Here is a 24,196-nt window from a genome sequence, read left to right on the forward strand (position 1 = left end):
GCCCGGCGAGCTCATCGCCGCTGAAGCGGTAAACCCACCGGCTATCACCCAAACAGTCGGGGTCGTTCGCGATTCGTTCCCGACGATCGCTCTCTTTCGCTGCTCCCGGCAGCTCAACCCCGCCTGAGTTGGGTCATAACCTGGGGCGATGAGAGCCGGGAACAAGGGCGTGGCTGTAAGTCTTGAAGTGACGGTGACTTCCCCGAGTCGTTCACCGGTTCGGTGGCTGCATATAAAACAGGGCTGGAAGTGAACGGAACTTTAGCCGATCCTTCATAAGCGTATTTGTGACTACCAGACACTTCCCTGGGAGTGAGCCAGGATAAAGGTCAATCCACCGCAAAAACCTTATCCAGTCGGCTCACGCCCAGGCCGTTGATCTTCTTCACCTTAATTTGCACCGGGATCCGCTCTTTCATCGCCTCAACGTGGCTGATGACGCCGATGGTTTTGCCGCTGGCGTTCAGCGTATCCAGCGCGTCGAGCGCGGTATCCAGCGTTTGTGCGTCCAGGGTGCCAAAGCCTTCGTCAAGAAACAGCGAGTCAATGCGCGTTTTGTGGCTGACAAGGTCGGACAACGCCAGCGCCAGCGCCAGACTCACCAGGAAGCTTTCGCCGCCGGAGAGCGTGCGGGTATCCCGCACCGCGTCAGCCTGCCAGGTATCAACCACCTGTAACTCAAGCGCTTCGTTATCTTTACGCTGGAGCAGGTAGCGGCCGTGCAGGCGATTAAGCTGATTGTTTGCCAGCCATACGAGGTTATCCAGCGTCAGTCCTTGGGCGAACTTACGGAATTTATCCCCTTCTTTGGAGCCGATAAGCGCGTTGAGATAACCCCAGTCTTCCACCTGCGCTTCACAGGCTTTTATCTCCAGCATCAGCGTTTGCTGGCGAACCCGGTTTTCCTCGTCGTGGCGAAGCTGTTGGACGATTTGCCCTTGCTGTGAAGCATTTTCACGCAGCTGGAGGGCAAGCGCTGAGATTTGCGCCTCCAGCGCGCCAGGGTCTGTTTCTTCATGCAGATTTTCTGGCCGTGCCGATAAGTGCTGAGCCAGCGCATTTTCAGCCTGTTCCAGCAGAGTGACCTGCTGTTGCTGCTGGCGCTCCAGATGCTGTTTACGCTGTTCCAGCCCAAGGCGCTCGGTTTCTTCCAGCAGGGCGCTGCAGAAATCGGCTTCATCGCTGAACTGGCTGGCCGAAAGCGCATTCCTGAACTGAGTCTGCGCCGCAGTACTTTCTTCTTCGCTTTGCTTCAGTTGCTGTTGCAGGGACTGGCGCTGCCCTTCAAGCAGGTTGCAATCGTTATGCAATGCCTGCCAGTTTTGCAGCGCTGCCTGGTGCTCGTGTTCATCCAGCAGCGGTGGGGTGGAGCCATCGTCTGCAAGGGTTGAGAGCAACATGTCGAGAGCGGAGAGCTGCTGGCGAAGCTGGGGCAGTTTGTCCTGCTGGTGCTGCCATTGCTGAGATTCCTGTTGGCGAGTCTCAAGCCAGGTTTGCTCTTCGCCCGGCTCAGGTCGCTGAAGACCTGCCTGCTCCAGTACCGCTTGTAGCGAAGCGCGCTGCGCCACAAAGTCTGCGTTCAACTTTTCATGTTGCTGGCTGTCGCGCTGATATTGCGCCTCCAGCGTCTGGCGTTCACCTAGCTGGCGCAGCTGCTGTTCACGCTGTTCCTGCTCTTCAAGCCAGGCGGTGAGATCGTCCTGCGGCGTTAAAGCGATACCTAGTTCTGCGCACTGCTGCTGCCAGCGGGCGGACAGTGAAGTTTCTTCTGCCTCAATGGCGGCGCTGGACTGTGCCAGTTTTTCGCGCTGCTGGCACAGTGATTCCCATTGCGCTTTTAGCGCAGCCCCAAGTTTGGACAGGGTGGAAACATCCTCTTCAACTTGAGCCAGCCGTTTTTGGTTCTCCCTCGGTTGCAGAGCCGTATATTCTGCAACTGCTGGATGTGACGTTGAGCCGCACAGCGGGCAAGGTTGATCTTGTTGCAGGCGCTCTCGCTCATCATTCAGGCGAATAATATGATTTTCTTGCTCACAGATTGTTTTTACATCCAGCAATTCCTGTCGTTTAGCGGCGAACTCGGTTCTTTTCTGTTTTAGTTCAGCATCACGCCCGGCAATCAGTTTATCCAGCTCGGCAAGCTCGCGCTGTTGCTCGGTTTTGCGTTTCTCAAGCGTGGCAAACTGCGGCTGCAAAGTGGCCAACAGCTGGCGAGCAGGCCGGGTTGCCAGCATTCGCTGTAAATGAGCACTTACTTCATCAGGAGAAAGGCTAAGCTTTGGCTCCGGCAGCGCCTGTAGTTTTTGCCGGCTGGCTTCTCGCGCCTGCTTTAGCTCAGTCAGCTGTTTTTCGTCGCGCTGCTGCTGGGTAAACGCCATGCGCCAGCCCGTCAGCTCTGCGCCCCACAGGCGATAGCGGTCATTGGCCGCGAGCCATTCCTGTACATGCTGTGCTTCCGACTGAAGCTTTTGAGCCTGTTCGGCGGCTAACAGACGGGTTTGCTGGCGACGAACGGTGAGCTGCTGTAAGCGGGTATTCACTTTCTCTGCGGCTTCGCCGTTTTGCCTTAACGTCTGCTGCTTTTCCTGCAGTCGCTGCCAGTGAGGGCGCAGTTTTTCGGCAGGCAAGGCGCGGGTCAGCTTCGCCAGCATCGGCTCTGCGGCTTTGAGCGACTGATTGGCTGCGTCCAGCGCCTGCTGCTTTTGGGCTTTGTCGGTGGTGAGCCGGGCGAGCTGGCTGAGCCAGTGCTGATGTTGCTGCTGCTGTTGGTGTTCCCCGGACAGCTTTTTCTCTTCCAGAGTGAGCGCCTGCAAACTTTCCGTAAGCTGCTGTTGCTGCTCTTCATTCAATAGTGCAACACCTGAAGCCTGAGCCAGCAGGTTTTCAAAGCGGCTTTTGATTTGCTTATGATTTTCAAACACTGCGGCGGAAACGGTGCCGTAAATCTCCGTGCCGGTCAGCTCTTCAAGCAGCGAGGCGCGGTCGTTGGCATCGGCGTTTAAAAAGGCGGCAAACTGCCCCTGGGAGAGCATCATCGAGCGGGTGAAGCGATCGTAGTCCAGCCCGGTCAGCGAGGCGACAATCTCAAGCTTGTCTTTAATTTTATCGGCGAGGATTTGGCCGTCGCTGATTTGGGCCAGCTCTACGCGCGGTGCCTGGAGGTTGCCGTTTGCCGCGTTACGGGCGCGGTTCTGGCTCCAGAACGCCCGGTAGCCAACGCCTTTGACTTCAAATTCGACTTCTGCCAGGCACTCTGCGGTGTCCCGGGTCATCAGGTCGTTTTGCGACTGCGAAACGGTGCTGAGGCGAGGCGTCTTGTGGTAAAGCGCCAGGCAAATAGCGTCCAATAGGGTAGTTTTTCCCGCGCCCGTCGGGCCGGTGATGGCAAACAGCCCGTTGCTGGCGAAAGGCTCCTGGGTGAAATCAATTTTCCACTCGCCTTTCAGGGAGTTGATGTTTTTTAACCGCAGGCTGAGGATCTTCATGCCTGGTCCTCCTGCTGGTGCAAATCTGAAAGGGTTTGGGCAAACAGCGTTCTTAGCCTGGCGGCGCGTTCCTCGCTGGTTCCTTCCTGACTCAGCCGCCGCTCAAAAACCTCTTCAACGCTTAACTCGCTCAGCGTCTCTTTATGCTGGCTGGCAATCACCCGTTCGCGCTGTTCGCGGCTGCGGCGAAGCAGGACGACTTCAACCGGTAAATCGTCGGTCAGCGCCTGTACCTGGCGCTGCATGTCGTGCAGATATTCATCGGTGGCGATTTCGATATCCAACCAGACTTTCGGTTCAGTCGGCGCGTTTCGCCACTGCTCAAGCTTCTGCTCAATTTCGCGCAGCGAGCCTTTGACGATGGCCAGTGGCTGGCTGATGGGGACCTCCAGCGGTTCGACGCTGGCCAGCGCAGCGCCGCTAAACTCGACGAGAAACACGCTTTTTGCTTTGCCGGTTTCGTCGAAGCTCAGCGGAATCGGCGAGCCGCTGTAGCGAATATGCTCGCTACCGCCGATTTTCTGTGCGCGATGAATATGCCCGAGCGCGATGTAGTCGGCGGGCGGGAAGTGCTGCGCCGGGAAAGCGTCCAGCGTGCCGATATAAATGTCGCGAACCGCGTCGGATTTCGTTACGCCAACGGTGGTCAGGTGCCCGGTGGCGACAATCGGCAGCGGTCTGTCACCTCGCAGGGCAACGGCAGCCTCATAGCAGTGCTGATAATGTTCGCTGATGGCTTCCATTAAGGAGCGCTGTTTTTCATGGCCGGACAGCCCGGCCTGGCTGCTTTGAATGTCGCGTGGGCGAAGGAACGGAATAGGGCACAGGATAGCGCCAGGCGTGCCGTCTTTTTGATTAAGGACCAGCGCCTGCTCGTCTTTTTGGTGGCGGGCGCTGGCAATCACCCGGGTATTCAGGCAGGCCAGCAGCTCGCGGGATTCGTTAAGTGTGGCAACGGAATCGTGGTTACCCGCCAGCACCACAAGCTGGCAGCCGGTGGCCTGCAGCTGTACCACAAAGCGGTTATACATTTCGCGGGCGTAGCTCGGCGGCGAGCCGGTATCAAAGATGTCCCCCGCGACAATAATCGCGTCCACCTGATGCTCAAGCGCGGCGTTTAGCAGCCAGTCGAGAAAGGCCTGGTGTTCAGACGCCCGGCTTTTGGTATAGAAGTTTTGGCCGAGGTGCCAGTCTGATGTGTGGAGAATGCGCATAACCTGTCCCATGGCAAAGAGGCGAATGACCGATTATAAGCTATTGAGTCAGAAGCGTAACCGTCAGCAAAAATCTGTGGCTGTCATAATTCAAAAAGGTGAAATATCTGGCCGTAATCTTTTTCATAAATCTGTCACAAATCTGACGCATACTGGCGCACAATTAATAAGAGATGGTCTCTTTTCAACAGGGTAAATCATGGCGAGACGCATTTTAGTCGTAGAAGATGAAGCTCCGATTCGTGAAATGGTGAGCTTTGTGCTCGAGCAAAATGGCTTCCAGTCGGTAGAGGCGGAAGATTATGACAGCGCGGTTAACCTGCTGATTGAACCTTTCCCCGATCTGATCCTGCTGGACTGGATGCTGCCAGGCGGCTCCGGGATCCAGTTCATCAAGCACCTTAAGCGCGAAGCATTGACCCGCGAGATCCCGGTGATGATGTTAACCGCGCGTGGCGAAGAAGAAGATCGCGTCCGCGGTCTTGAGGTCGGTGCCGATGACTACATCACCAAGCCGTTTTCGCCAAAGGAGCTGGTTGCGCGTATTAAAGCGGTAATGCGCCGTATTTCACCGATGGCGGTGGAAGAGGTGATAGAGATGCAGGGCCTCAGCCTTGACCCGTCCTCACACCGCGTGATGACCGGTGAAGAGCCGCTCGACATGGGGCCAACCGAATTTAAGCTGTTACACTTCTTTATGACTCACCCGGAGCGCGTTTACAGCCGTGAACAGCTACTTAATAACGTGTGGGGGACTAACGTTTACGTTGAGGACCGTACCGTAGACGTGCATATTCGCCGCCTGCGCAAAGCTTTGGAAACAAGTGGTCATGACAAAATGGTGCAAACAGTTCGCGGCACGGGTTATCGTTTTTCAACCCGTTTTTAAGATGCTTACAGGAGCGTGACGCGTGCTGGAACGGCTGTCATGGAAAAGGCTGGTACTGGAGCTCATGCTCTGTTGTTTACCGGCGGCTATTCTCGGATTGATTTTTGGCCATCTGCCGTGGTTTCTACTGGCGGCAGTGACTTCCCTGTTGAGCTGGCATTTCTGGAACTTGCTCCGTCTCTCCTGGTGGCTATGGGTTGATCGCAGCATGACGCCTCCTCCGGGGAGCGGGAGCTGGGAACCGCTGCTTTACGGGCTGCACCAGATGCAGTTGCGCAATAAAAAACGCCGTAAAGAGTTAGGTAATCTGATCAAACGTTTTCGCAGTGGAGCGGAATCCCTGCCCGACGCGGTGGTGTTGACCACCGAAGAAGGCACCATTTTTTGGTGTAACGGCCTGGCTCAGCAGCTGCTTGGCCTGCGCTGGCCGGATGATAATGGCCAAAATATCCTCAACCTCCTGCGCTACCCTGAATTCACGCAATACGTCGCAAAGCAGCAGTTTACTCGCCCGCTTACGCTGGTATTGAACAGCGGGCGCCACCTTGAATTTCGCGTTATGCCTTATGCCGACGGGCAGTGGCTGATGGTCGCGCGGGATGTTACCCAGATGCACCAGCTTGAAGGGGCCAGACGAAACTTCTTTGCCAACGTCAGTCATGAATTGCGTACCCCGCTAACCGTATTGCAGGGGTATCTGGAAATGATGCAGGATCAGGCGCTGGAAGGGCCGCTCAAGGATAAGGCGTTGCATACCATGCGTGAACAAACGTCACGTATGGAAGGGCTGGTCAAACAGTTGCTAACCTTGTCGAGAATTGAAGCGGCACCGGCGATTTCAATGAACGAGAAAATCGACGTCCCGCTTATGCTGCGGGTCGTTGAGCGCGAAGCGCAGACGCTAAGCCAGCAAAAGCATACGCTCACTTTTAACGTTGAGTCAGGGCTACAGGTTTACGGTAATGAAGAGCAACTGCGCAGCGCCATTTCCAACCTGGTCTACAACGCTGTAAACCATACGCCTGCAGGAACGCATATCACCGTTACCTGGAGGCGTTTGCCTCACGGCGCGGCGTTTAGCGTTAAAGATACCGGGACCGGGATTTCTGCCGAGCATATTCCGCGCCTGACCGAGCGTTTCTACCGGGTGGACAAAGCCCGCTCGCGCCAAACGGGAGGAAGCGGGCTTGGGCTGGCAATTGTGAAACATGCTCTCAGCCATCATGATGCGCGACTGGACATTGAAAGCCAGCCGGGGCAGGGGGCAACGTTCTCATTTATCCTCCCTGAGCGATTAATTGCCCATGATGCTGCGGTGGCGGCACATTAATTTGCCCCTGCCGTCAATTTCACTTTCCACAGGCCAGTTTTCTGGCCTTTTTTGTTTGTATTTCCACCACTCGTTAAGTGCTGAATATCGAATTGATGCTTTTTTGTCCGAATGATAAGCCATAACAAAAGCGCATAATCAACTTTATTCACTGGTTATCCGTATTTTAAAAGGATATCTTTCTGGTTTCCCGATCCCTTCTTGCCTTCAAACGCTATAAGCGTTTTAATTGCCCCCTGTTATTACCAGACCGACTGAAATTGCGTGGTAATTCGACTAACTATTCTTCGCCACCGATCTGGAGAAGCATATTCCGCTGTCGTTACCGGTAATAACCGCGTTTTTACCGAATGTTGATTGGAACAACTGACGGTGAAAAATTTGAATTTTTTCAACACCACACATCCACAGGCTGCATTATTTTATGACCTATCATTTAAAATCTCGTGACATCATCGCATTGGGCTTTATGACCTTTGCGCTGTTTGTGGGCGCGGGCAATATTATTTTTCCCCCTATGGTTGGCTTACAGGCTGGCGAACACGTCTGGACGGCGGCGCTTGGCTTCCTGGTGACCGCGGTCGGTCTACCCGTTCTGACTATCGTGGCGATCGCGCGCGTGGGCGGCGGCATTGATAGCCTCAGCTCGCCGATTGGCCGCCGCGCCGGTATCTTGCTGGCGACCGTTTGCTATCTGGCCGTTGGGCCGCTGTTTGCCACGCCGCGTACCACCACCGTCTCCTTTGAAGTGGGAATTGCCCCGCTGACCGGTATGGGTGATATGCCGCTGTTTATCTATAGCCTGGTGTACTTCGCGTTGGTGATTGGTATCTCTCTTTATCCTGGCAAGCTGCTGGATACCGTAGGCCACGTACTGGCGCCGGTGAAAATCATCGCGCTGCTGATCCTGTCTGCCGGCGCGCTCCTGTGGCCAGCCGGTGGCCTGAGCACGGCGACCGAGGCTTACCAGAATGCAGCCTTCTCTAACGGGTTTGTTAACGGCTACCTGACGATGGATACCCTGGCTTCGCTGGTGTTCGGTATTGTTATCGTTAACGCCGCACGCTCTCGCGGCGTGACGGAGTCTCGCCTGCTGACCCGCTACACTATCTGGGCTGGCCTGATTGCCGGTATTGGCCTGACGATTATCTACCTGGCGCTGTTCCATCTCGGTTCCGACAGTGCGAACCTGGTCAGCCAGAATGCAAACGGCGCGGCTATTCTGCATGCTTATGTGGCCCACACCTTTGGCGGTGCCGGTAGCTTCTTCCTCGCGGCGCTGATTTTCCTGGCCTGCCTGGTGACCGCAGTTGGCCTGACCTGCGCCTGTGCGGAGTTCTTTAGCCAGTATCTGCCGCTCTCTTATCGCTCTCTGGTGTTTATCCTCGGCCTGTTCTCGATGGTGGTGTCCAACCTGGGCCTGAGCCATCTGATTCAGATTTCTATCCCGGTGCTGACGGCAATCTACCCGCCTTGTATCGCACTGGTGGTGCTGAGCTTTACCCGCCCGTGGTGGCATAATTCCACCCGCGTTATTGCGCCGGCGATGCTGATAAGCCTGCTGTTTGGTATTATTGATGGCATCAAGGCTTCGGCAATTAGCGATATGCTGCCAGCTTGGGCCGCGCATCTGCCGCTGGCCGATCAGGGGCTGGCCTGGCTGCTGCCTACCGTGGCAATGATAGTTATTACCGCTGTCTGGGATCGTGCAGCAGGGCGCCAGGTTACCTCCGCCGCCCACTAACGTGTTGATTGCTATGTAACCACGGAGTCGCTCTCCGTGGTTTTTTTATTGTAAAGCGTGGTACTGGATTAATGGAAAACACCAACAAGCTCAAGCGCGGTTTGAGCACCCGGCACATTCGATTTATGGCGCTGGGGTCGGCGATTGGCACTGGACTGTTTTACGGGTCGGCGGACGCCATTAAGATGGCGGGGCCAAGCGTGCTGCTGGCGTATATTATCGGCGGCGTGGCGGCCTATATCATCATGCGTGCGCTGGGCGAAATGTCGGTGCACAACCCGGCTGCCAGCTCGTTTTCCCGTTATGCCCAGGACAACCTTGGGCCGCTGGCCGGCTACATTACCGGCTGGACATACTGCTTCGAGATTTTGATTGTCGCCATTGCCGACGTGACCGCGTTCGGGATTTATATGAGCGTCTGGTTCCCAGCGGTGCCACATTGGGTGTGGGTGTTGAGCGTGGTGCTGATCATCTGTGCCATTAACCTGATGAGCGTTAAGGTGTTCGGCGAGCTGGAGTTCTGGTTCTCCTTCTTCAAGGTTGCCACCATTATCATCATGATTATTGCCGGGATCGGCATTATTGTCTGGGGCATTGGTAACGGTGGTCAGGCGACCGGTATCCATAATCTATGGAGCAACGGCGGCTTCTTCAGCAACGGCTGGCTCGGTATGATTATGTCGCTGCAAATGGTGATGTTTGCCTACGGTGGGATTGAGATTATCGGCATCACCGCGGGGGAAGCGAAAGATCCGCAGAAGTCCATTCCACGCGCCATCAACTCCGTACCGCTGCGTATTTTGGTGTTCTATGTGGGGACACTGTTTGTCATCATGTCTATCTATCCTTGGAACCACGTGGGCACCGAAGGCAGCCCGTTTGTGATGACGTTCCAGCATATGGGCATCACTGCGGCGGCCGGTATTCTGAACTTTGTGGTTATCACCGCTTCTCTCTCGGCAATTAACAGCGATGTGTTCGGCGTAGGCCGTATGTTGCATGGTATGGCTGAGCAGGGCAGCGCGCCTAAGGTGTTTGCTAAAACCTCTCGCAATGGGATTCCGTGGGTCACGGTCGTCGTGATGGCCTGTGCGCTGCTGCTGGCGGTTTACCTTAACTACATCATGCCGGAAAACGTCTTCCTGGTGATTGCGTCGCTGGCGACCTTTGCCACCGTGTGGGTGTGGATAATGATCCTGCTGTCGCAGATTGCCTTCCGTCGCCGCCTGTCGCCGGAAGAGGCGAAAGCGCTGAAGTTCCCTGTTCCCGGCGGCGTTATCACGACAGTGATTGGCCTGGTGTTCCTCGTGTTTATCATTGCGCTGATTGGCTACCACCCGGAAACCCGCATTTCACTGTACGTGGGTTGCGGCTGGATTGCGCTGCTGCTTATCGGCTGGATTGTTAAGCGCCGGGTTAACGCGCAGTAGTTGCCAGTTTAGTCGCGGAACGTTGCTTCTGATTTTTACCCTCACCCTAACCCTCTCCCTGAAAGGGAGAGGGGATAAATAGCGCTATCCTCTCTCTCGTTTTTCCCCGTCGCCCCTTTGGGGAGAGGGCCGGGGGGAGGGGGCAAATTATTCCTATCTCCGCCCCTCCCATCCTCCCCCAAATTAACCCGGAATGATGAGTGATAAACCCTTATGCTATGGCAAGGTGGCGTCATTTTTAAGCGATGGGAAAGTTACTATGTTGAATGCCTGGCACCTTCCGGTGGCGCCGTTTGTTCAGACGCGTGAACAAAGCTTGATCATTACGTTATGGCTTGCGGGCGAGGCGTTACCGGAGAAAGTCGTTCTGCGTGGCGAAAAGGATAACGAAGAAATTTCATTGGTGATGGTGCGGCAGAAGACTCCTCCTCTCGAGGGCGTCGTCGCCTGGAAGGGGACGATTGACACTTCTGAAGGCCAGCCACGCCGCCGCTACACTTTTAAACTGCTCTGGCTGGACAGGCAGCGCTGGTTCACGCCCCAGGGATTTCGTGCAACGCCGCCGGCCCGGCTTGAGCAGTTTGCTTTTGATACGCCGGATACCGGCCCTGATTGGGTGCAGGATCAGGTGTTTTACCAGATCTTCCCGGACCGTTTTGCCCGAGGAGAAAACCGCCGACCGGAACAGGATAGTGTTTACTTTCATCATGCGGCAGGACACGAGATTGTGCGGCGGACATGGGATGAGCCGCTTAATGGTGAAGCCGGAGGATCAACGTTTTACGGTGGCGATCTGGATGGCATCAGCGAGAAGCTGCCCTACCTGACAAAGCTTGGCGTTACCGCGCTTTACCTGAACCCGATTTTTACCGCACCGAGCGTGCATAAATACGATACTCAGGACTACCGCCAGGTTGACGAACAGTTTGGCGGAGACGCCGCTTTTCTGCGGTTAAGAGAAAATACGCGCAAGCAGGGTATGAAGCTGATGCTGGATGGGGTTTTTAACCACAGCGGTGATACGCACGCGTGGTTTGACCGACATCAGCAGAGCGACAATGGAGCCTGCCATAACCCACAGTCTCCGTGGCGTGAATGGTACAGCTTCTCGGACCAGGGGTTGGCGCTGGACTGGCTGGGTTATTCAAGTTTGCCCAAGCTAGACTACCGTTCGGCTACGCTGGTAGACGAAATTTACCGCAGCGAGCAAAGTATTGTGCGTTACTGGCTGCGCGAGCCATGGGGCATTGACGGCTGGCGGCTGGACGTTGTGCATATGCTGGGCGAAGCCGGCGGAGCAAAAAATAACCTTCTGCATGTCGGCGGTATCACTCGCGCGGCGAAAGAGACAAAACCGGATGCTTACGTCCTGGGTGAGCATTTTGGCGATGCTCGCCAGTGGCTGCAGGCGGATGCCGAAGATGCCGCAATGAACTATCGCGGTTTTACTTTCCCGCTTTGGGGTTTTTTGGCAAACACCGACATCTCTTATGATCCTCAGCATATTGATGCGCAAACCTGTATGGCGTGGATGGAAGAGTATCGTTCGGCGCTTTCCCATCAGCAGCAGCTGCGCATGTTTAACCAGCTCGACAGTCACGACACCGCCCGTTTTAAGTCGATTCTCGGTAAAGACGTTGCGCGGCTGCCGCTGGCTGTCATTTGGCTTTATGGCTGGCCCGGTGTTCCGTGCATCTACTATGGTGATGAGGTCGGTCTGGATGGAAACAACGATCCTTTCTGCCGCAGGCCCTTCCCGTGGAACAAGCAGGATCAGGATTTAGAACTGCTGGCACTTTATCAACGGCTTGGCAAACTGCGTAAGCAAAGCCGGGCGCTACGCCAGGGAGGTTGCCGGGTTATCTATGCGGAAAACGATGTCGTGGTGTTTGTTCGTGTTTATCAAAACGAGCGCGTGCTGGTGGCAATAAATCGCGGTAGTACAGTAAGGGTCGCGCTGCCATGGGATGCCCTGCTGAGCGGCAGGGCCTGGACGCAGCTCGAAGGCGAAGCCGTGCTTGATAGCCGAGAACTGGCGCTGCCCGCGGTTTCTGCTGCCGTATGGCGGAGCGTGTAGGCAGCAAAAAACAAAAAAGGCCGCATTCGCGGCCTTTTCTTCAAACTTGCTTAGCGATTACAGCTTAGCAACGTTCTCGCTCAGGTACTTAGCAACGCCATCCGGAGACGCGTTCATGCCTTCTTTCCCTTTTTCCCACTGAGCCGGGCACACTTCGCCGTGCTCTTCGTGGAACTGCAGCGCGTCAACCATACGCAGCATTTCATCGATGTTACGGCCCAGCGGCAGGTCGTTAACGACCTGGTGGCGAACGATACCGGCTTTGTCGATCAGGAAGGAGCCGCGCAGCGCAACGCCAGCGTCCGGATGTTCGATACCGTAAGCTTTTTGGATTTCACGTTTGATGTCAGCAACCATCGCGTATTTCACTTCGCCGATGCCGCCTTTATCAACCGGGGTTTTACGCCATGCGTTGTGAACGAACTCGGAGTCAAAAGATACACCAACGACTTCTACGCCACGTTTCTGGAATTCTTCGTAACGCTTGTCGAACGCAATCAGTTCAGACGGGCAAACGAAGGTGAAGTCCATTGGCCAGAAGAACACAACGGTGGCTTTACCGTTGGTGTGTTTTTTGAAGTTGAAGTTTTCAACGATTTCGCCATTGCCCAGAACGGCAGCAGCGGTAAAGTCAGGGGCTGGACGAGTAACCAGGACCATATGTACTCCTGTTAATTTTGTTAAAGTGAATGTTAACGCAACGGGGGGAGTATAGGGGCTCCATTCCATGTAGCTCAATGGCATCTTGCCAATCGATCAGATAGGTTTTGGCTATCAAAAACTCGATTAGAGCGATGCCGGTAACCAAGATAGCCCTTTTTTATAAAAGGGCAAGATGTTGTAACGTGAACCGAGAACGATCACAAATTTTTTTGTTCTGCCATCACCATCATGCGGGGGTAAAACTGCCAGAATAGCTCCTCCAGCTTGTCATAATGAGTGTCAAGGTCGTGCCACGAGTCTCGCAAAGCATCGAGTTTGGGTCTACGGCTTGCCATGCCGTTGAGAACATTAGAAATAAAGCTCATCTCACGGTAACGCTCCAGCCAGCGTTCACGCCATAAATAGTTATTAAGGTTAATGAAACGCGGCGGCATGTCGTCCAGCCTGGGCTCGATTTGCCCTCGGGCGTAGGCGATAAAATCTTCAAGCTCGATATCAGGGCAGACGGTTGCCCAGTGGCGGGACAGAAAGTGATCCCACATGACATCCAGCGAAATGGGCGAAACGCGCCGCGTTTTTGGGCTAAACCAGCCGCGCGCAAGGGCCACTTCCGGCAGGCCGTCCGTCAGAGAATCAACCCGGCGGTGCATATAAATACCGGCCACGACCTCGGGCGAAAAGCTGTCGTCCGGGCTGCCGCGCACGAAATCCGCCAGCAAATTTCCCAGCAGTGAACTTTGGGCCAGATGAGCAAGATGCAGGTGGGCGAGAAAATTCATCGAATAGTTATTCCATTTATGGCTTTAAAACGGCCTGAGCGGGGTAAACGTGTTGCAGGGAAAGCCCCCTGCCACTAGACTAAGCCGCCTGTTTTTAAGTCTGAGTGCTATACCATGCGTGTTGCTGATTTTTCCTTTGAATTGCCTGAATCCCTGATTGCTCATTATCCGCAAGCCGAGCGCAGCAGCTGCCGTTTGCTGTCTTTGGACGGGCCGACGGGCGCACTCACGCATGGCACTTTCACCGATCTGCTCGACAAGCTCAACCCCGGCGACCTGCTGGTCTTCAATAACACCCGGGTTATCCCGGCTCGTCTGTTTGGCCGTAAAGCCAGCGGCGGTAAAATTGAAGTGTTGGTCGAGCGTATGCTTGATGATAAACGCATTCTGGCACATATTCGCGCTTCAAAAGCACCTAAACCAGGAGCAGCACTGCTGCTGGGCGATGATGAAAGCGTACACGCCACCATGGTTGCTCGCCACGACGCGCTGTTTGAAGTCGAGTTTAACGACGAACGCGGCGTGCTGGATATCCTGAACAGCATCGGCCATATGCCGCTGCCGCCGTATATCGATCGCCCTGATGAAGAATCAGACCGTGAGCTTTATCAAACGGTTTACAGCCAGAAACCCGGTGCCGTAGCCGCGCCGACGGCGGGTCTGCATTTTGACGAGCCGCTGCTGGAAAAACTGCGTAATAAAGGCATAGAGATGGCGTTTGTCACGCTGCACGTGGGCGCAGGGACCTTCCAGCCGGTACGCGTGGACAGCATTGAAGACCACATCATGCACTCTGAGTATGCTGAAGTACCGCAGGATGTTGTCGACGCGGTGTCGGCCTGTAAGGCGCGCGGTAACCGCGTGATTGCGGTAGGCACGACGTCGGTACGCTCGCTGGAAAGTGCCGCTCAGGCCGCTAAAAATGACCTCATCGAGCCCTTCTTCGGCGATACGCAAATCTTTATCTATCCTGGCTATCAGTACAACGTTATCGACGCGCTGGTGACGAACTTCCACCTGCCGGAGTCTACGTTGATCATGCTGGTCTCCGCATTTGCCGGGTATAAAAACACGATGCACGCCTATCACGAGGCGGTGAAGGCGGAATACCGCTTCTTTAGCTACGGCGATGCGATGTTTATTACCTGTAACCCGCAGGCAATTAACGAGCGCCCGGGGGAGTCATCTCCCCTCACCCTGACCCTTTCCCCAAAGGGGGAGAGGGAATAACAAAGGGCAACCTCTCTCCTCGAGGGAGACGGGACGATGCAGGTCTTATTTTTTCTCCCTCTCCTTTCCAGGGAGAGGGTTGGGGTGAGGGTCAAACCTGCCCCTAAATATTCCGCCGCGAGCACCGCCCACGGCGTTAATTGACTCACCAGACTGTTTCTCTGGTGCTGGAGGAAATGTGAAATTTGAATTAGATACCACCGACGGCCGTGCCCGTCGCGGCCGCCTCGTCTTTGAGCGTGGCACCGTCGAAACCCCGGCCTTTATGCCGGTGGGCACCTACGGTACGGTAAAAGGGATGACGCCAGAAGAAGTTGAAGCCACAGGCGCGCAGATTATTCTGGGGAATACCTTCCATTTATGGCTTCGTCCTGGCCAGGAAATCATGAAGCTGCACGGGGACCTGCATGACTTTATGCAGTGGAAGGGACCAATCTTAACGGATTCAGGTGGTTTCCAGGTGTTCAGCCTTGGCGATATCCGTAAGATAACGGAAGCAGGCGTCCACTTCCGCAATCCGATCAACGGCGACCCAATTTTCCTCGATCCTGAAAAATCCATGGAAATTCAGTACGACCTCGGTTCTGACATCGTCATGATCTTCGACGAATGTACGCCGTACCCGGCTGACTGGGATTACGCGAAGCGTTCTATGGAAATGTCGCTGCGTTGGGCGCAACGTAGCCGCGATCGCTTTGATTCTCTTGGGAATAAAAATGCGCTGTTCGGTATTATTCAGGGCAGTGTTTACGAAGATTTACGCGATATCTCGGTAAAAGGTCTGGTAGAGATTGGCTTTGATGGCTACGCTGTCGGCGGCCTGGCGGTAGGAGAGCCGAAGGAAGATATGCACCGTATTCTGGAGCATGTTTGCCCGCAAATTCCTGCCGACAAACCACGTTACCTGATGGGCGTAGGTAAACCGGAAGACCTGGTTGAAGGGGTACGTCGCGGTATCGATATGTTCGATTGCGTCATGCCTACTCGTAATGCGCGTAACGGTCACCTGTTTGTGACGGACGGCGTGGTAAAAATCCGCAATGCTAAGCATAAGGATGATACTGCACCGCTGGATGCAGAGTGTGATTGCTATACGTGTCGCAATTATTCACGTGCCTACTTGCATCATCTTGACCGTTGCAACGAAATACTGGGCGCCCGTCTGAATACCATTCATAACCTGCGCTATTATCAGCGTTTAATGGCTGGTTTACGCAAGGCCATTGAAGAGGGTAAATTAGAGCACTTCGTGACGGATTTTTACGAGCGGACAGGTAAGCCAGTTCCACCTTTGAACGTTGATTAATTTAATAATGAGGGAATTTTGATGAGCTTTTTCATTTCTGATGCGGTAGCTGCAACAGGTGCTCCAGCGCAGGGTAGCCCGTACTCTTTGATTCTTATGCTGGTGGTGTTCGGCCTGATTTTCTATTTTATGATCCTGCGTCCGCAGCAAAAGCGCACCAAAGAGCATAAAAAACTGATGGACTCCATCTCTAAAGGAGACGAAGTGCTGACTAACGGTGGTCTGGTTGGTCGCGTAACGAAAGTAGCTGAAACTGGCTATGTTGTTATCGCGCTGAACGACACCACCGAAGTGGTTATCAAGCGTGATTTCGTAGCTGCCGTTCTGCCGAAAGGCACCATGAAGGCGCTGTAATTTTCGTTTTCCCTAAGGGAACTACACGTGTTAAACCGTTATCCTTTGTGGAAGTACATCATGCTGATCGTCGTACTTGCGATTGGTCTGCTGTATGCGCTTCCCAACCTGTATGGTGAGGATCCGGCAGTTCAGTTAACTGGCGTGCGCGGTGCCGCCGCCAGTGAACAAACGCTGATCCAGGTCGAAAACACCTTAAAACAAGAAAAAATCACCGCTAAATCTGTGGCACTGGAAGAGGGCGCCATTCTCGCTCGCTTCGACTCTACTGATACCCAGCTGCGTGCGCGTGAAGCGCTGATGAGCGTGCTGGGCGACAACTATGTCGTGGCGCTTAACCTTGCTCCTGCCACCCCTCGCTGGATGTCCGCTATCAGCGCAAACCCGATGAAACTCGGTCTTGACCTGCGCGGTGGTGTTCACTTCCTGATGGAAGTGGATATGGACACAGCGCTTGGCAAACTCCAGGAACAAAACATCGATGGCCTGCGCAGTGACCTGCGTGACAAGGGCATTGCCTACACAAACGTGCGTAAAGCCGATAATTACGGTGTAGACATTGTCTTCCGTGATGCCGCATCGCGTGACTCTGCAAGAGATTACCTCTCTTCTCGTCATCGTGATCTGGTGTTCTCAACCCAGGGAAGCAATACGCTGCGCGCCGTGATGAGCGACGCCCGTCTGAGCGAAGCTCGCGAATATGCGGTACAGCAGAACATTACAATCCTGCGTAACCGTGTAAACCAGCTTGGTGTCGCTGAACCGCTGGTACAGCGCCAGGGGGCTGACCGTATCGTGGTTGAACTTCCGGGTATTCAGGACACCGCGCGTGCTAAAGAAATTCTTGGCGCGACTGCAACGCTGGAATTCCGCCTGGTTAACACCAACGTTGATTCCTCGGCTGCTGCCGCAGGCCGTGTCCCGGGTGACTCGGAGGTGAAGCAGACTCGCGAAGGGCAGCCCGTTGTGCTGTACAAACGCGTGATCCTGACCGGTGACCATATCACCGACTCCACGTCCAGCATGGATGAATACAACCAGCCTCAGGTAAATATTTCCCTGGATAGCGCTGGCGGTAACATCATGTCTAACTTCACAAAAGACAATATCGGCAAGCCGATGGCGACGCTGTTTGTGGAGTACAAGGACAGCGGTAAGAAAGACGCGAATGGTCGTGCTGTTCTGGTGAAAGAAGAAGAAGTTATCAACGTTGCGAACATTCAGTCTCGCCTGGGTAACAGCTTCCGCATCACCGGTATCAGCAATCCGAATGAAGCTCGCCAGCTGTCTTTGCTGCTGCGTGCGGGCGCGCTGATTGCGCCGATTCAGATTGTTGAAGAGCGCACTATCGGTCCAACGCTGGGTCTGGAAAACATCAAGCAGGGTCTGGAAGCGTGTCTGGCCGGTCTGGTGGTCTCCATCATCTTCATGCTGTTCTTCTATAAGAAGTTTGGCCTGATTGCGACCTCTGCACTGCTGGCTAACCTGGTGTTGATTGTGGGGATTATGTCCCTGCTGCCGGGCGCAACGTTGACCATGCCGGGTATCGCGGGGATTGTCTTAACCCTTGCGGTAGCGGTGGATGCGAACGTACTGATCAATGAGCGTATCAAAGAAGAGATCAGCAACGGGCGTACTATCCAGCAGGCGATTGATGAAGGTTACAAAGGCGCGTTCAGCTCCATCTTTGATGCCAACATCACTACGCTTATCAAAGTTATCATCCTGTATGCCGTGGGCACCGGGGCAATCAAAGGTTTTGCGATCACCACCGGTATTGGTGTTGCAACCTCGATGTTTACTGCAATCGTCGGGACTCGTGCCATTGTGAACCTGTTGTATGGCGGCAAACGCATCAACAAGCTGTCTATCTGAGGAGTGCGTTGTGGCACAGGAATATACTGTTGAACAATTGAACTACGGCCGTAAAGTTCATGACTTTATGCGCTGGGATTACTGGGCCTTCAGCATCTCCGGTATCCTGCTGATCCTTTCCGTCGTGATTATCGGCGTGAAAGGTTTCAACTGGGGCCTGGATTTTACTGGGGGAACGGTGATCGAAATCGGGCTGGAAAAACCGGCCGATCTTGATGAAATGCGTGCTTCGCTGCAGAAAGCGGGTTTTGAAGAGCCGCTGGTGCAGAACTTCGGTAGCAGCCGTGACATCATGGTACGCATGCCGCCTGCTAAAGGCGAAGCTGGCGGCCAGATTCTGGGCAGCAAGGTTGTTAGCGTGATTAACGAAGCAACCAACCAAAATGCAGCCGTAAAACGTATTGAGTTTGTTGGCCCGAGCGTCGGTGCCGATCTGGCTCAAAACGGCGCTATGGCGCTGCTGGTTGCGCTGATTTCCATCCTGGTGTACGTCGGTTTCCGCTTTGAGTGGCGTCTGGCTGCCGGGGTCGTTATCTCTCTTGCTCACGATGTGATTATCACCCTGGGCGTGCTGTCGCTATTCCACATCGAAATTGACCTGACTATCGTTGCGTCATTGATGTCGGTTATCGGCTACTCGCTGAACGACAGCATCGTGGTTTCGGACCGTATTCGTGAAAACTTCCGCAAGATCCGCCGCGGAACGCCTTACGAAATCTTTAACGTCTCCTTGACTCAGACCCTGCACCGTACGTTGATCACTTCTGGCACCACGTTAGTGGTTATTCTGATGCTGTATCTTTTCGGTGGCGCGTTGCTGAAAGGCTTCTCCCTGACGATGCTTATCGGTGTGTCCATCGGTACCGCGTCCTCTATCTACGTCGCCTCTGCGCTGGCGTTGAAGCTGGGTATGAAGCGTGAGCATATGCTGCAGCAGAAGGTGGAGAAAGAAGGGGCGGATCAGCCGTCTATTCTTCCTTAATCCTGCTTTAGCCTGATAAACCGCAGCCACCGTGCTGCGGTTTTTTTTCGCCAGGCGTTTCTCTCCTGACAGGATGCTGTCAGGAGGGGGGCAGTAGACTCGTGGTTACTGACAGCACAGGAGAAAAACAATGAGCACAATCATCAACTGGTTTGAGATCCCCGTTTCCGATATGGAACGCGCGATGACCTTTTACCAACGAGTACTGAACGCTGAATTTCGCCGCGAGACGATGGCCGGCGTGGACAATGCTGTATTTTCGTATGACCAACCTGCCACCGGCGGCGCTTTGGTCAAGGGAGATCGGTTTATCCCTTCAGATAAAGGCGCGGTGATTTATCTGTATACGCCCGATATCGCCCAGGCGCTGCAGCAGGTAGAAGCGGCGGGAGGTAGTCTGGACTTTGGTCCTCAGGTGCTGCCCCATGATATCGGCACGATAGCGTTAATGATTGATAGTGAGGGCAATCGGGTGGGGTTGCACCAGCCGGTTTAAGCCGCAATACTTAATTAATGCCTGCCATTTTGGCAGGCTTAATTTTGCCCGGAACCCTCATGAGCCGAAGAGCCGATCGATTATTTCAGATAGTGCAGATCCTGCGCGGCAGGCGATTGACCACGGCTGCGCAGCTTGCCGAGCGGCTGGAAGTCTCTGAGCGCACTGTCTACCGCGATATTCGGGATCTTTCTTTATCCGGCGTGCCGATAGAGGGGGAGGCGGGCTGCGGCTATCGCCTGCTGGCCGGCTACGATCTTCCGCCTCTGATGCTGACTTCCTCAGAAGTGGAGGCGGTGATTGCCGCGTTAAGAATGGTGCAGACCTGGAGCGGAGAAGCGCTGGCGAAATCTGCAGAATCCGTGCATGAAAAACTCCTCGCCGTGCTTACGCCAGAAAAGCGTCGTGTTGCCGAGCGCAGTCGTATCATCTCGCCGGATTTTAATAAATTCCCACGGGTGAAAGCCCGATTCGATCTGTTTCATTCCGCCATCGACAAATGCCAGGTGGTCCATCTGTTGTACGAGGATGAGAAAGGTGAGCCGACGGAGAGAGATATTCACCCGCTGGGGCTGTCATTCTGGGGTGAGGTCTGGCTGCTGGTCGCCTGGTGTGAGGCGCGGGATGATTACCGCAGCTTCAGGCTGGATCGCTGTCGGGATATTCGTTTAACCGGGCGTGTGTATCAGGAGCGCCACGATCGTTCTCTCCAGGCCTTTATTGCTCTTCAGAAGGCCAAAGGTTACCTGCCTGGAAAATAAAAAACCGGCCAGAAGGCCGGTTTTTTTGTCTGCTGTGACGGTTAGAAGTTGTAACCGACAACCACGTAGTAGCCGAAGCCGGTAGACTTCACGCGCTCGTTCATGAAGAACGGCTGATCGCCATCTTTCCACTGGCCGCCGTTATGGAAGTAACGGGCCACGAAGGAATAGTGCAGGTGATCGTAGTTCAGCGACAGGATGTGGCTGGATGCAACGGAGTTGTTGGTGCGGTACTGGTCGTTGCCCAGGTCAGAGTCCCAGTCAACGTTGGTGAAACCGATGTAACTCAGTTTACCGCCCCACAGGGAGGTAATCGGTACGAAGTATTTCACCTTGAAGCGGTAACCATCCCACTCGTTTTCGTTAGAGGCACCGTAGTTCTGCCACTGGTATTTGGCGTACACGTTCATCGACAGGCTCATCGGCAGGCCGGTATCGATGTCGGTACCCAGACCCATATACCAGGTGCTCTGGCGGTTGGCCTGGTTACGACCCATGTCGTAAATATAGTTGTTCGCGAAGTACCACTCTTTGAACGGACCAAAGCTCAGATCGGTGCCGGTCAGCTTATCGATGGAGAAGCGAGGTTCGATTTCCATAAACAGTGGGGAACCGTGGTTCCAGATCCCTTTCGCCTGGGTGTTACCGCCGAAGAAGACTGGCGCATCCACGTAGCCGTAGAAATCGAACCAATCTTTTTTGGCGAACGCTTCGTATTCCAGGTAGGTATCGTTACGCAGCTGCGGCCCGAAACGGGTGTGGTAGCTGCCGACAACGTTAACGCTCTGGTGCCACCAGTCGGAGAGGTATTCGCTGTTTTTTGCTTCTTCTGCGCTGGCAGAGAAAGAGCTGGAAAGCGCCAGAACGGTGCCGGCTGCCAGAATAATTTTTTTCATATTTTTAGCCACTGTTTACGTAATTTTGGTGCGATGCGGATGTGAGATGTCATCCATGGCCGCCGGTCTCAGGGGAAGGACCTTTGCAGCGCGACTATTATAGAAATCCCTGCTCACAAAAATATGTTCTATTTCACATTCTTCTCATATGCGTAATCGATTGCGTTCACGTTTGCGCATAATAAAAACGGCGTGATTGTACCTGCTTCGTCAAATTACGCAAACAAGCGTCAGGCTGTTACAAATAACTGTGATGCATATCACGTTATGGGGCGGGAGGAAAGAAGAGCTTTGCTTCACATATTGTGCGGGCAGTGTGAAAGAGTGTGACGAACTCCCCTGCCTGGCAAGGGAGTGGAGAGCTACTGTGCAGGCGCTGGCTGTGCGGCAGAAACCGGCTGAATATCGTGAACGCGCACAAAGCCAAGTTGCTCAGGCGTAATGCCGGACAGGCGCAGAGGAATGGACACATCGCTTGGCGCCAGAATACTGGCTGGAGCGTCGATTTGCTGCGTCTGGACGTTAACTTCCTGGAAGCTGTCCGTTGTGCCCTGGATCTGGCCCCATTCAACCTTGCCGCTAAATGCCGGCAGCGGATCGTTAGACTCGCTTTGAATCAGCAGCGTGGCGCGAGTGCCGTTGGCTTCCGCCGCAACATGCGTCAGCGACATTTTAAGGCTACCGAGCTGGCTATTCAGGCGCGCTGGGGTGTTCGAACCCGGGAGCAGGTAGACACCGGTGGTTGATTTGGCGTTGAGGGCATTTTGCTGAGTCAGTTTTACCGTCTGCTGGCTGAGCTTCGTCATCTCCTGATTTAACGAGCCAATCTGGCTGCGCATCTGACGCACTTCGGTTTGCTGGGCGCAGGCGGACAGACTCATCAGGCTGGATACCAGGATAATTCTTAGGTAAGTCTTTGTCATGGTTGTTTTTTCCTTGTTGCCGTTTGCTGATTTAAGCGTAGTTCCTGTTGCTTGAAAAGGCCTTATTTCACTGCACCTGGGCGGCGGTGTCTTTGTACTCCCGCGACTTCGCGGTAAACTGTTGTTCATCTTTATAATCCCAGCAGGAAACGCTATGCATTGCCCATTCTGTTTCGCCGTGGACACCAAAGTTATTGACTCTCGCCTGGTGGGTGAAGGTTCCTCGGTACGCCGCCGGCGCCAGTGCCTGGTTTGTCACGAACGCTTCACGACTTTTGAGGTTGCTGAGCTGGTGATGCCCAGAGTCGTGAAGAGCAATGAGGTGCGCGAGCCGTTTAACGAAGACAAGCTGCGCAGCGGCATCCTGAAAGCGCTGGAAAAGCGCCCGGTTAACTCAGACGACGTGGAAATGGCCATCAGCCATATTAAGTCGCACCTTCGAGCAACCGGCGAACGTGAAGTCCCGAGTAAACTCATCGGCAACCTGGTGATGGAGCAGCTTAAGAAACTGGATAAAGTCGCCTATATTCGCTTCGCTTCAGTCTACCGTAGCTTTGAAGATATCAAAGAGTTTGGTGAAGAAATCGCCCGTTTACAGGATTAATGCCGATGTCCCTTGATGAACAGTTTATGGCTCGTGCGCTTGAGCTGGCGAAGCGCGGACGTTTTACCACAGCACCGAATCCGAATGTCGGCTGCGTGATCGTCAAAGACGGCGAAATTGTCGGGGAAGGTTTCCATTTCCGCGCCGGTGAACCTCACGCGGAAGTGCATGCCCTGCGTATGGCGGGCGAGCAGGCGCGAGGCGCAACGGCCTATGTCACGCTCGAACCTTGTAGCCACCATGGCCGCACGCCACCATGCTGTGATGCCTTAATTGCTGCAGGCGTCTCCCGCGTTGTTGCCGCCATGCAGGACCCCAACCCGCAGGTCGCCGGGCGTGGTCTCTACCGCCTGCAGCAGGCGGGCATCGAAGTCAGTCACGGCTTAATGATGAGTGAGGCGGAAGCCCTGAACCGTGGCTTCCTGAAACGTATGCGCACCGGCTTCCCGTTTATCCAGCTTAAACTCGGTGCTTCGCTAGACGGACGTACCGCGATGGCAAGCGGGGAGAGTCAGTGGATTACTTCTCCTCAGGCGCGTCGCGATGTGCAGCGTCAGCGCGCACAAAGTGCCGCTATCCTCTCAAGCAGCGCCACCGTGCTGGCGGACAACCCGTCATTAACGGTACGCTGGGATGAGCTGGATAGCGCCAGCCAGGCGATTTATGCTCAACAGGATTTGCGCCAGCCGATTCGTATCGTGGTTGACCGCCAAAACCGCGTGACGCCGCAGCATCAACTTATTGTTAATCCGGGCCAAACCTGGCTTGCACGCAGCCACGCAGAGGAGCAAAGCTGGCCGGAAAACGTCGAACAGCTGTTGGTTCCGGAACATAACGGCCATCTTGATTTGGTGGTGCTAATGATGCAGCTTGGCAAACGCCAGGTGAACTCTGTCTGGGTTGAGGCGGGGGCAACGCTTGCCGGTGCGCTGCTGCAGGCAGGCCTGGTGGATGAGCTTATTGTCTACGTCGCGCCAAAATTATTAGGTAATGATGCACGTGGTTTATGTGCGCTTCCTGGCCTTGAAAAACTTGCTGATGTGCCGGAGTTTAGCTTTAGCGAAGTCCGGCAGGTTGGCCCAGATTTGTGCCTGCACCTGACGCCCGTTTACGGTCGCCAGTAAAACGTAAGCAGTCACGAAAAGATTATGATAAAAT

General features: G+C 54.5%; 22 protein-coding genes. 15 read left to right on the plus strand and 7 right to left on the minus strand.

Annotated features, from left to right (window positions below):
* Positions 1–329: 329 nt before the first annotated feature.
* Positions 330–3,485 (minus strand): exonuclease subunit SbcC, encoded by a 3,156-nt coding sequence (gene sbcC / locus VGM55_RS07675; RefSeq protein ID WP_331635141.1) that lies wholly within the window; start codon positions 3,483–3,485, stop codon positions 330–332.
* The gene (gene sbcD / locus VGM55_RS07680; protein WP_154185379.1) at positions 3,482–4,699 is read right to left on the minus strand and encodes an exonuclease subunit SbcD; all 1,218 of its coding nucleotides are present in this window, start codon (positions 4,697–4,699) and stop codon (positions 3,482–3,484) included. Before sbcD ends, sbcC begins: the two co-directional genes overlap by 4 nt.
* A 25-nt stretch (positions 4,700–4,724) precedes the next feature.
* Between sbcD and VGM55_RS07685 the strand changes: the two genes are divergently transcribed.
* Genes VGM55_RS07685 through phoR form a run of 3 tightly spaced genes read left to right on the plus strand, consistent with a single transcriptional unit; the run spans position 4,725 to position 6,918 of the window.
* Positions 4,725–4,895, plus strand: coding sequence for a hypothetical protein (locus tag VGM55_RS07685; protein WP_331635142.1), 171 nt, complete (start codon positions 4,725–4,727; stop codon positions 4,893–4,895).
* A 3-nt stretch (positions 4,896–4,898) separates the two neighbouring features.
* A complete protein-coding gene (phoB, locus tag VGM55_RS07690; RefSeq protein ID WP_154185378.1) occupies positions 4,899–5,588 on the plus strand; it encodes a phosphate response regulator transcription factor PhoB in 690 nt (229 codons plus the stop codon).
* Between the two features lie 22 nt (positions 5,589–5,610).
* Positions 5,611–6,918 (plus strand): phosphate regulon sensor histidine kinase PhoR, encoded by a 1,308-nt coding sequence (gene phoR, locus VGM55_RS07695; RefSeq protein WP_331635143.1) that lies wholly within the window; start codon positions 5,611–5,613, stop codon positions 6,916–6,918.
* Here phoR and VGM55_RS07700 read toward each other — a convergent pair.
* Positions 6,915–7,070 (minus strand): hypothetical protein, encoded by a 156-nt coding sequence (locus VGM55_RS07700; RefSeq protein WP_154185377.1) that lies wholly within the window; start codon positions 7,068–7,070, stop codon positions 6,915–6,917. The genes phoR and VGM55_RS07700 overlap by 4 nt on opposite strands.
* A 272-nt stretch (positions 7,071–7,342) precedes the next feature.
* Here VGM55_RS07700 and brnQ point away from each other — a divergent pair, with 272 nt between their 5' ends.
* From brnQ to malZ, 3 genes are all read left to right on the plus strand, one after another.
* A complete protein-coding gene (gene brnQ, locus VGM55_RS07705) occupies positions 7,343–8,662 on the plus strand; it encodes a branched-chain amino acid transporter carrier protein BrnQ (RefSeq protein ID WP_154185376.1) in 1,320 nt (439 codons plus the stop codon).
* A 71-nt stretch (positions 8,663–8,733) separates the two neighbouring features.
* Positions 8,734–10,092: a proline-specific permease ProY gene (proY, locus tag VGM55_RS07710; RefSeq protein ID WP_154185375.1), complete on the plus strand. Its 1,359-nt coding sequence runs from the start codon at positions 8,734–8,736 to the stop codon at positions 10,090–10,092.
* Positions 10,093–10,351: 259 nt separating this feature from the next.
* Positions 10,352–12,169: a maltodextrin glucosidase gene (gene malZ / locus VGM55_RS07715; protein ID WP_154185374.1), complete on the plus strand. Its 1,818-nt coding sequence runs from the start codon at positions 10,352–10,354 to the stop codon at positions 12,167–12,169.
* Between the two features lie 57 nt (positions 12,170–12,226).
* Here the strand turns inward: malZ and VGM55_RS07720 are convergent, their stop codons facing one another.
* On the minus strand, positions 12,227–12,829 hold the full coding sequence (locus tag VGM55_RS07720) for a peroxiredoxin C (RefSeq protein WP_126357339.1): 603 nt from the start codon (positions 12,827–12,829) through the stop codon (positions 12,227–12,229).
* Positions 12,830–13,029: 200 nt separating this feature from the next.
* Positions 13,030–13,611: an ACP phosphodiesterase gene (gene acpH / locus VGM55_RS07725; protein WP_154185373.1), complete on the minus strand. Its 582-nt coding sequence runs from the start codon at positions 13,609–13,611 to the stop codon at positions 13,030–13,032.
* A gap of 114 nt (positions 13,612–13,725) precedes the next feature.
* Here acpH and queA point away from each other — a divergent pair, with 114 nt between their 5' ends.
* The 7 genes from queA (at position 13,726) to VGM55_RS07760 (ending at position 20,615) form a co-directional block, all read left to right on the plus strand.
* Positions 13,726–14,841, plus strand: a complete 1,116-nt coding sequence (queA, locus tag VGM55_RS07730; RefSeq protein ID WP_154185372.1) for a tRNA preQ1(34) S-adenosylmethionine ribosyltransferase-isomerase QueA — start codon at positions 13,726–13,728, stop codon at positions 14,839–14,841.
* A gap of 178 nt (positions 14,842–15,019) precedes the next feature.
* Positions 15,020–16,147 (plus strand): tRNA guanosine(34) transglycosylase Tgt, encoded by a 1,128-nt coding sequence (gene tgt / locus VGM55_RS07735; protein ID WP_331635147.1) that lies wholly within the window; start codon positions 15,020–15,022, stop codon positions 16,145–16,147.
* A gap of 21 nt (positions 16,148–16,168) precedes the next feature.
* Entirely contained in the window at positions 16,169–16,501 is a 333-nt protein-coding gene (yajC, locus tag VGM55_RS07740) for a preprotein translocase subunit YajC (RefSeq protein ID WP_154185370.1), read from the plus strand.
* Positions 16,502–16,528: 27 nt separating this feature from the next.
* Positions 16,529–18,376, plus strand: a complete 1,848-nt coding sequence (secD, locus tag VGM55_RS07745) for a protein translocase subunit SecD (RefSeq protein ID WP_331635148.1) — start codon at positions 16,529–16,531, stop codon at positions 18,374–18,376.
* 10 nt (positions 18,377–18,386) lie between these two features.
* Positions 18,387–19,358, plus strand: a complete 972-nt coding sequence (secF, locus tag VGM55_RS07750) for a protein translocase subunit SecF (protein WP_331635150.1) — start codon at positions 18,387–18,389, stop codon at positions 19,356–19,358.
* A gap of 130 nt (positions 19,359–19,488) precedes the next feature.
* Complete coding sequence (locus tag VGM55_RS07755) at positions 19,489–19,854, plus strand: VOC family protein (protein ID WP_331635151.1); 366 nt, start codon at positions 19,489–19,491, stop codon at positions 19,852–19,854.
* A 59-nt stretch (positions 19,855–19,913) separates the two neighbouring features.
* Entirely contained in the window at positions 19,914–20,615 is a 702-nt protein-coding gene (locus VGM55_RS07760) for a helix-turn-helix transcriptional regulator (protein WP_154185367.1), read from the plus strand.
* 41 nt (positions 20,616–20,656) lie between these two features.
* On the opposite strand, the gene VGM55_RS07765 is transcribed toward VGM55_RS07760, so the two are convergent.
* Both VGM55_RS07765 and VGM55_RS07770 read right to left on the minus strand, forming a co-directional pair.
* Positions 20,657–21,511: a nucleoside-specific channel-forming protein Tsx gene (locus VGM55_RS07765; RefSeq protein WP_085540368.1), complete on the minus strand. Its 855-nt coding sequence runs from the start codon at positions 21,509–21,511 to the stop codon at positions 20,657–20,659.
* A 362-nt stretch (positions 21,512–21,873) separates the two neighbouring features.
* Positions 21,874–22,434, minus strand: a complete 561-nt coding sequence (locus VGM55_RS07770) for a DUF3251 domain-containing protein (RefSeq protein WP_154185366.1) — start codon at positions 22,432–22,434, stop codon at positions 21,874–21,876.
* 154 nt (positions 22,435–22,588) lie between these two features.
* On the opposite strand from VGM55_RS07770, the gene nrdR reads away from it, so the two are divergent.
* On the plus strand, positions 22,589–23,038 hold the full coding sequence (gene nrdR, locus VGM55_RS07775) for a transcriptional regulator NrdR (RefSeq protein ID WP_016535162.1): 450 nt from the start codon (positions 22,589–22,591) through the stop codon (positions 23,036–23,038).
* Positions 23,039–23,043: 5 nt separating this feature from the next.
* Complete coding sequence (gene ribD, locus VGM55_RS07780) at positions 23,044–24,162, plus strand: bifunctional diaminohydroxyphosphoribosylaminopyrimidine deaminase/5-amino-6-(5-phosphoribosylamino)uracil reductase RibD (protein ID WP_154185365.1); 1,119 nt, start codon at positions 23,044–23,046, stop codon at positions 24,160–24,162.
* Positions 24,163–24,196: the final 34 nt, after the last annotated feature.

The organism is Cedecea sp. (assembly GCF_036500665.1).
Lineage (GTDB): Bacteria > Pseudomonadota > Gammaproteobacteria > Enterobacterales > Enterobacteriaceae > Cedecea.

Excerpts from the sequence above, each read along its gene's own strand:
- sbcC (WP_331635141.1), bottom strand. The coding sequence starts at position 3,485 with ATGAAGATCCTCAGCCTGCGGTTAAAAAACATCAACTCCCTGAAAGGC.
- sbcD (WP_154185379.1), bottom strand. The coding sequence starts at position 4,699 with ATGCGCATTCTCCACACATCAGACTGGCACCTCGGCCAAAACTTCTAT.
- VGM55_RS07685 (WP_331635142.1), top strand. The coding sequence starts at position 4,725 with ATGACCGATTATAAGCTATTGAGTCAGAAGCGTAACCGTCAGCAAAAA.
- phoB (WP_154185378.1), top strand. The coding sequence starts at position 4,899 with ATGGCGAGACGCATTTTAGTCGTAGAAGATGAAGCTCCGATTCGTGAA.
- brnQ (WP_154185376.1), top strand. The coding sequence starts at position 7,343 with ATGACCTATCATTTAAAATCTCGTGACATCATCGCATTGGGCTTTATG.
- proY (WP_154185375.1), top strand. The coding sequence starts at position 8,734 with ATGGAAAACACCAACAAGCTCAAGCGCGGTTTGAGCACCCGGCACATT.
- malZ (WP_154185374.1), top strand. The coding sequence starts at position 10,352 with ATGTTGAATGCCTGGCACCTTCCGGTGGCGCCGTTTGTTCAGACGCGT.
- VGM55_RS07720 (WP_126357339.1), bottom strand. The coding sequence starts at position 12,829 with ATGGTCCTGGTTACTCGTCCAGCCCCTGACTTTACCGCTGCTGCCGTT.
- acpH (WP_154185373.1), bottom strand. The coding sequence starts at position 13,611 with ATGAATTTTCTCGCCCACCTGCATCTTGCTCATCTGGCCCAAAGTTCA.
- queA (WP_154185372.1), top strand. The coding sequence starts at position 13,726 with ATGCGTGTTGCTGATTTTTCCTTTGAATTGCCTGAATCCCTGATTGCT.
- yajC (WP_154185370.1), top strand. The coding sequence starts at position 16,169 with ATGAGCTTTTTCATTTCTGATGCGGTAGCTGCAACAGGTGCTCCAGCG.
- VGM55_RS07755 (WP_331635151.1), top strand. The coding sequence starts at position 19,489 with ATGAGCACAATCATCAACTGGTTTGAGATCCCCGTTTCCGATATGGAA.
- VGM55_RS07760 (WP_154185367.1), top strand. The coding sequence starts at position 19,914 with ATGAGCCGAAGAGCCGATCGATTATTTCAGATAGTGCAGATCCTGCGC.
- VGM55_RS07765 (WP_085540368.1), bottom strand. The coding sequence starts at position 21,511 with ATGAAAAAAATTATTCTGGCAGCCGGCACCGTTCTGGCGCTTTCCAGC.
- VGM55_RS07770 (WP_154185366.1), bottom strand. The coding sequence starts at position 22,434 with ATGACAAAGACTTACCTAAGAATTATCCTGGTATCCAGCCTGATGAGT.
- nrdR (WP_016535162.1), top strand. The coding sequence starts at position 22,589 with ATGCATTGCCCATTCTGTTTCGCCGTGGACACCAAAGTTATTGACTCT.
- ribD (WP_154185365.1), top strand. The coding sequence starts at position 23,044 with ATGTCCCTTGATGAACAGTTTATGGCTCGTGCGCTTGAGCTGGCGAAG.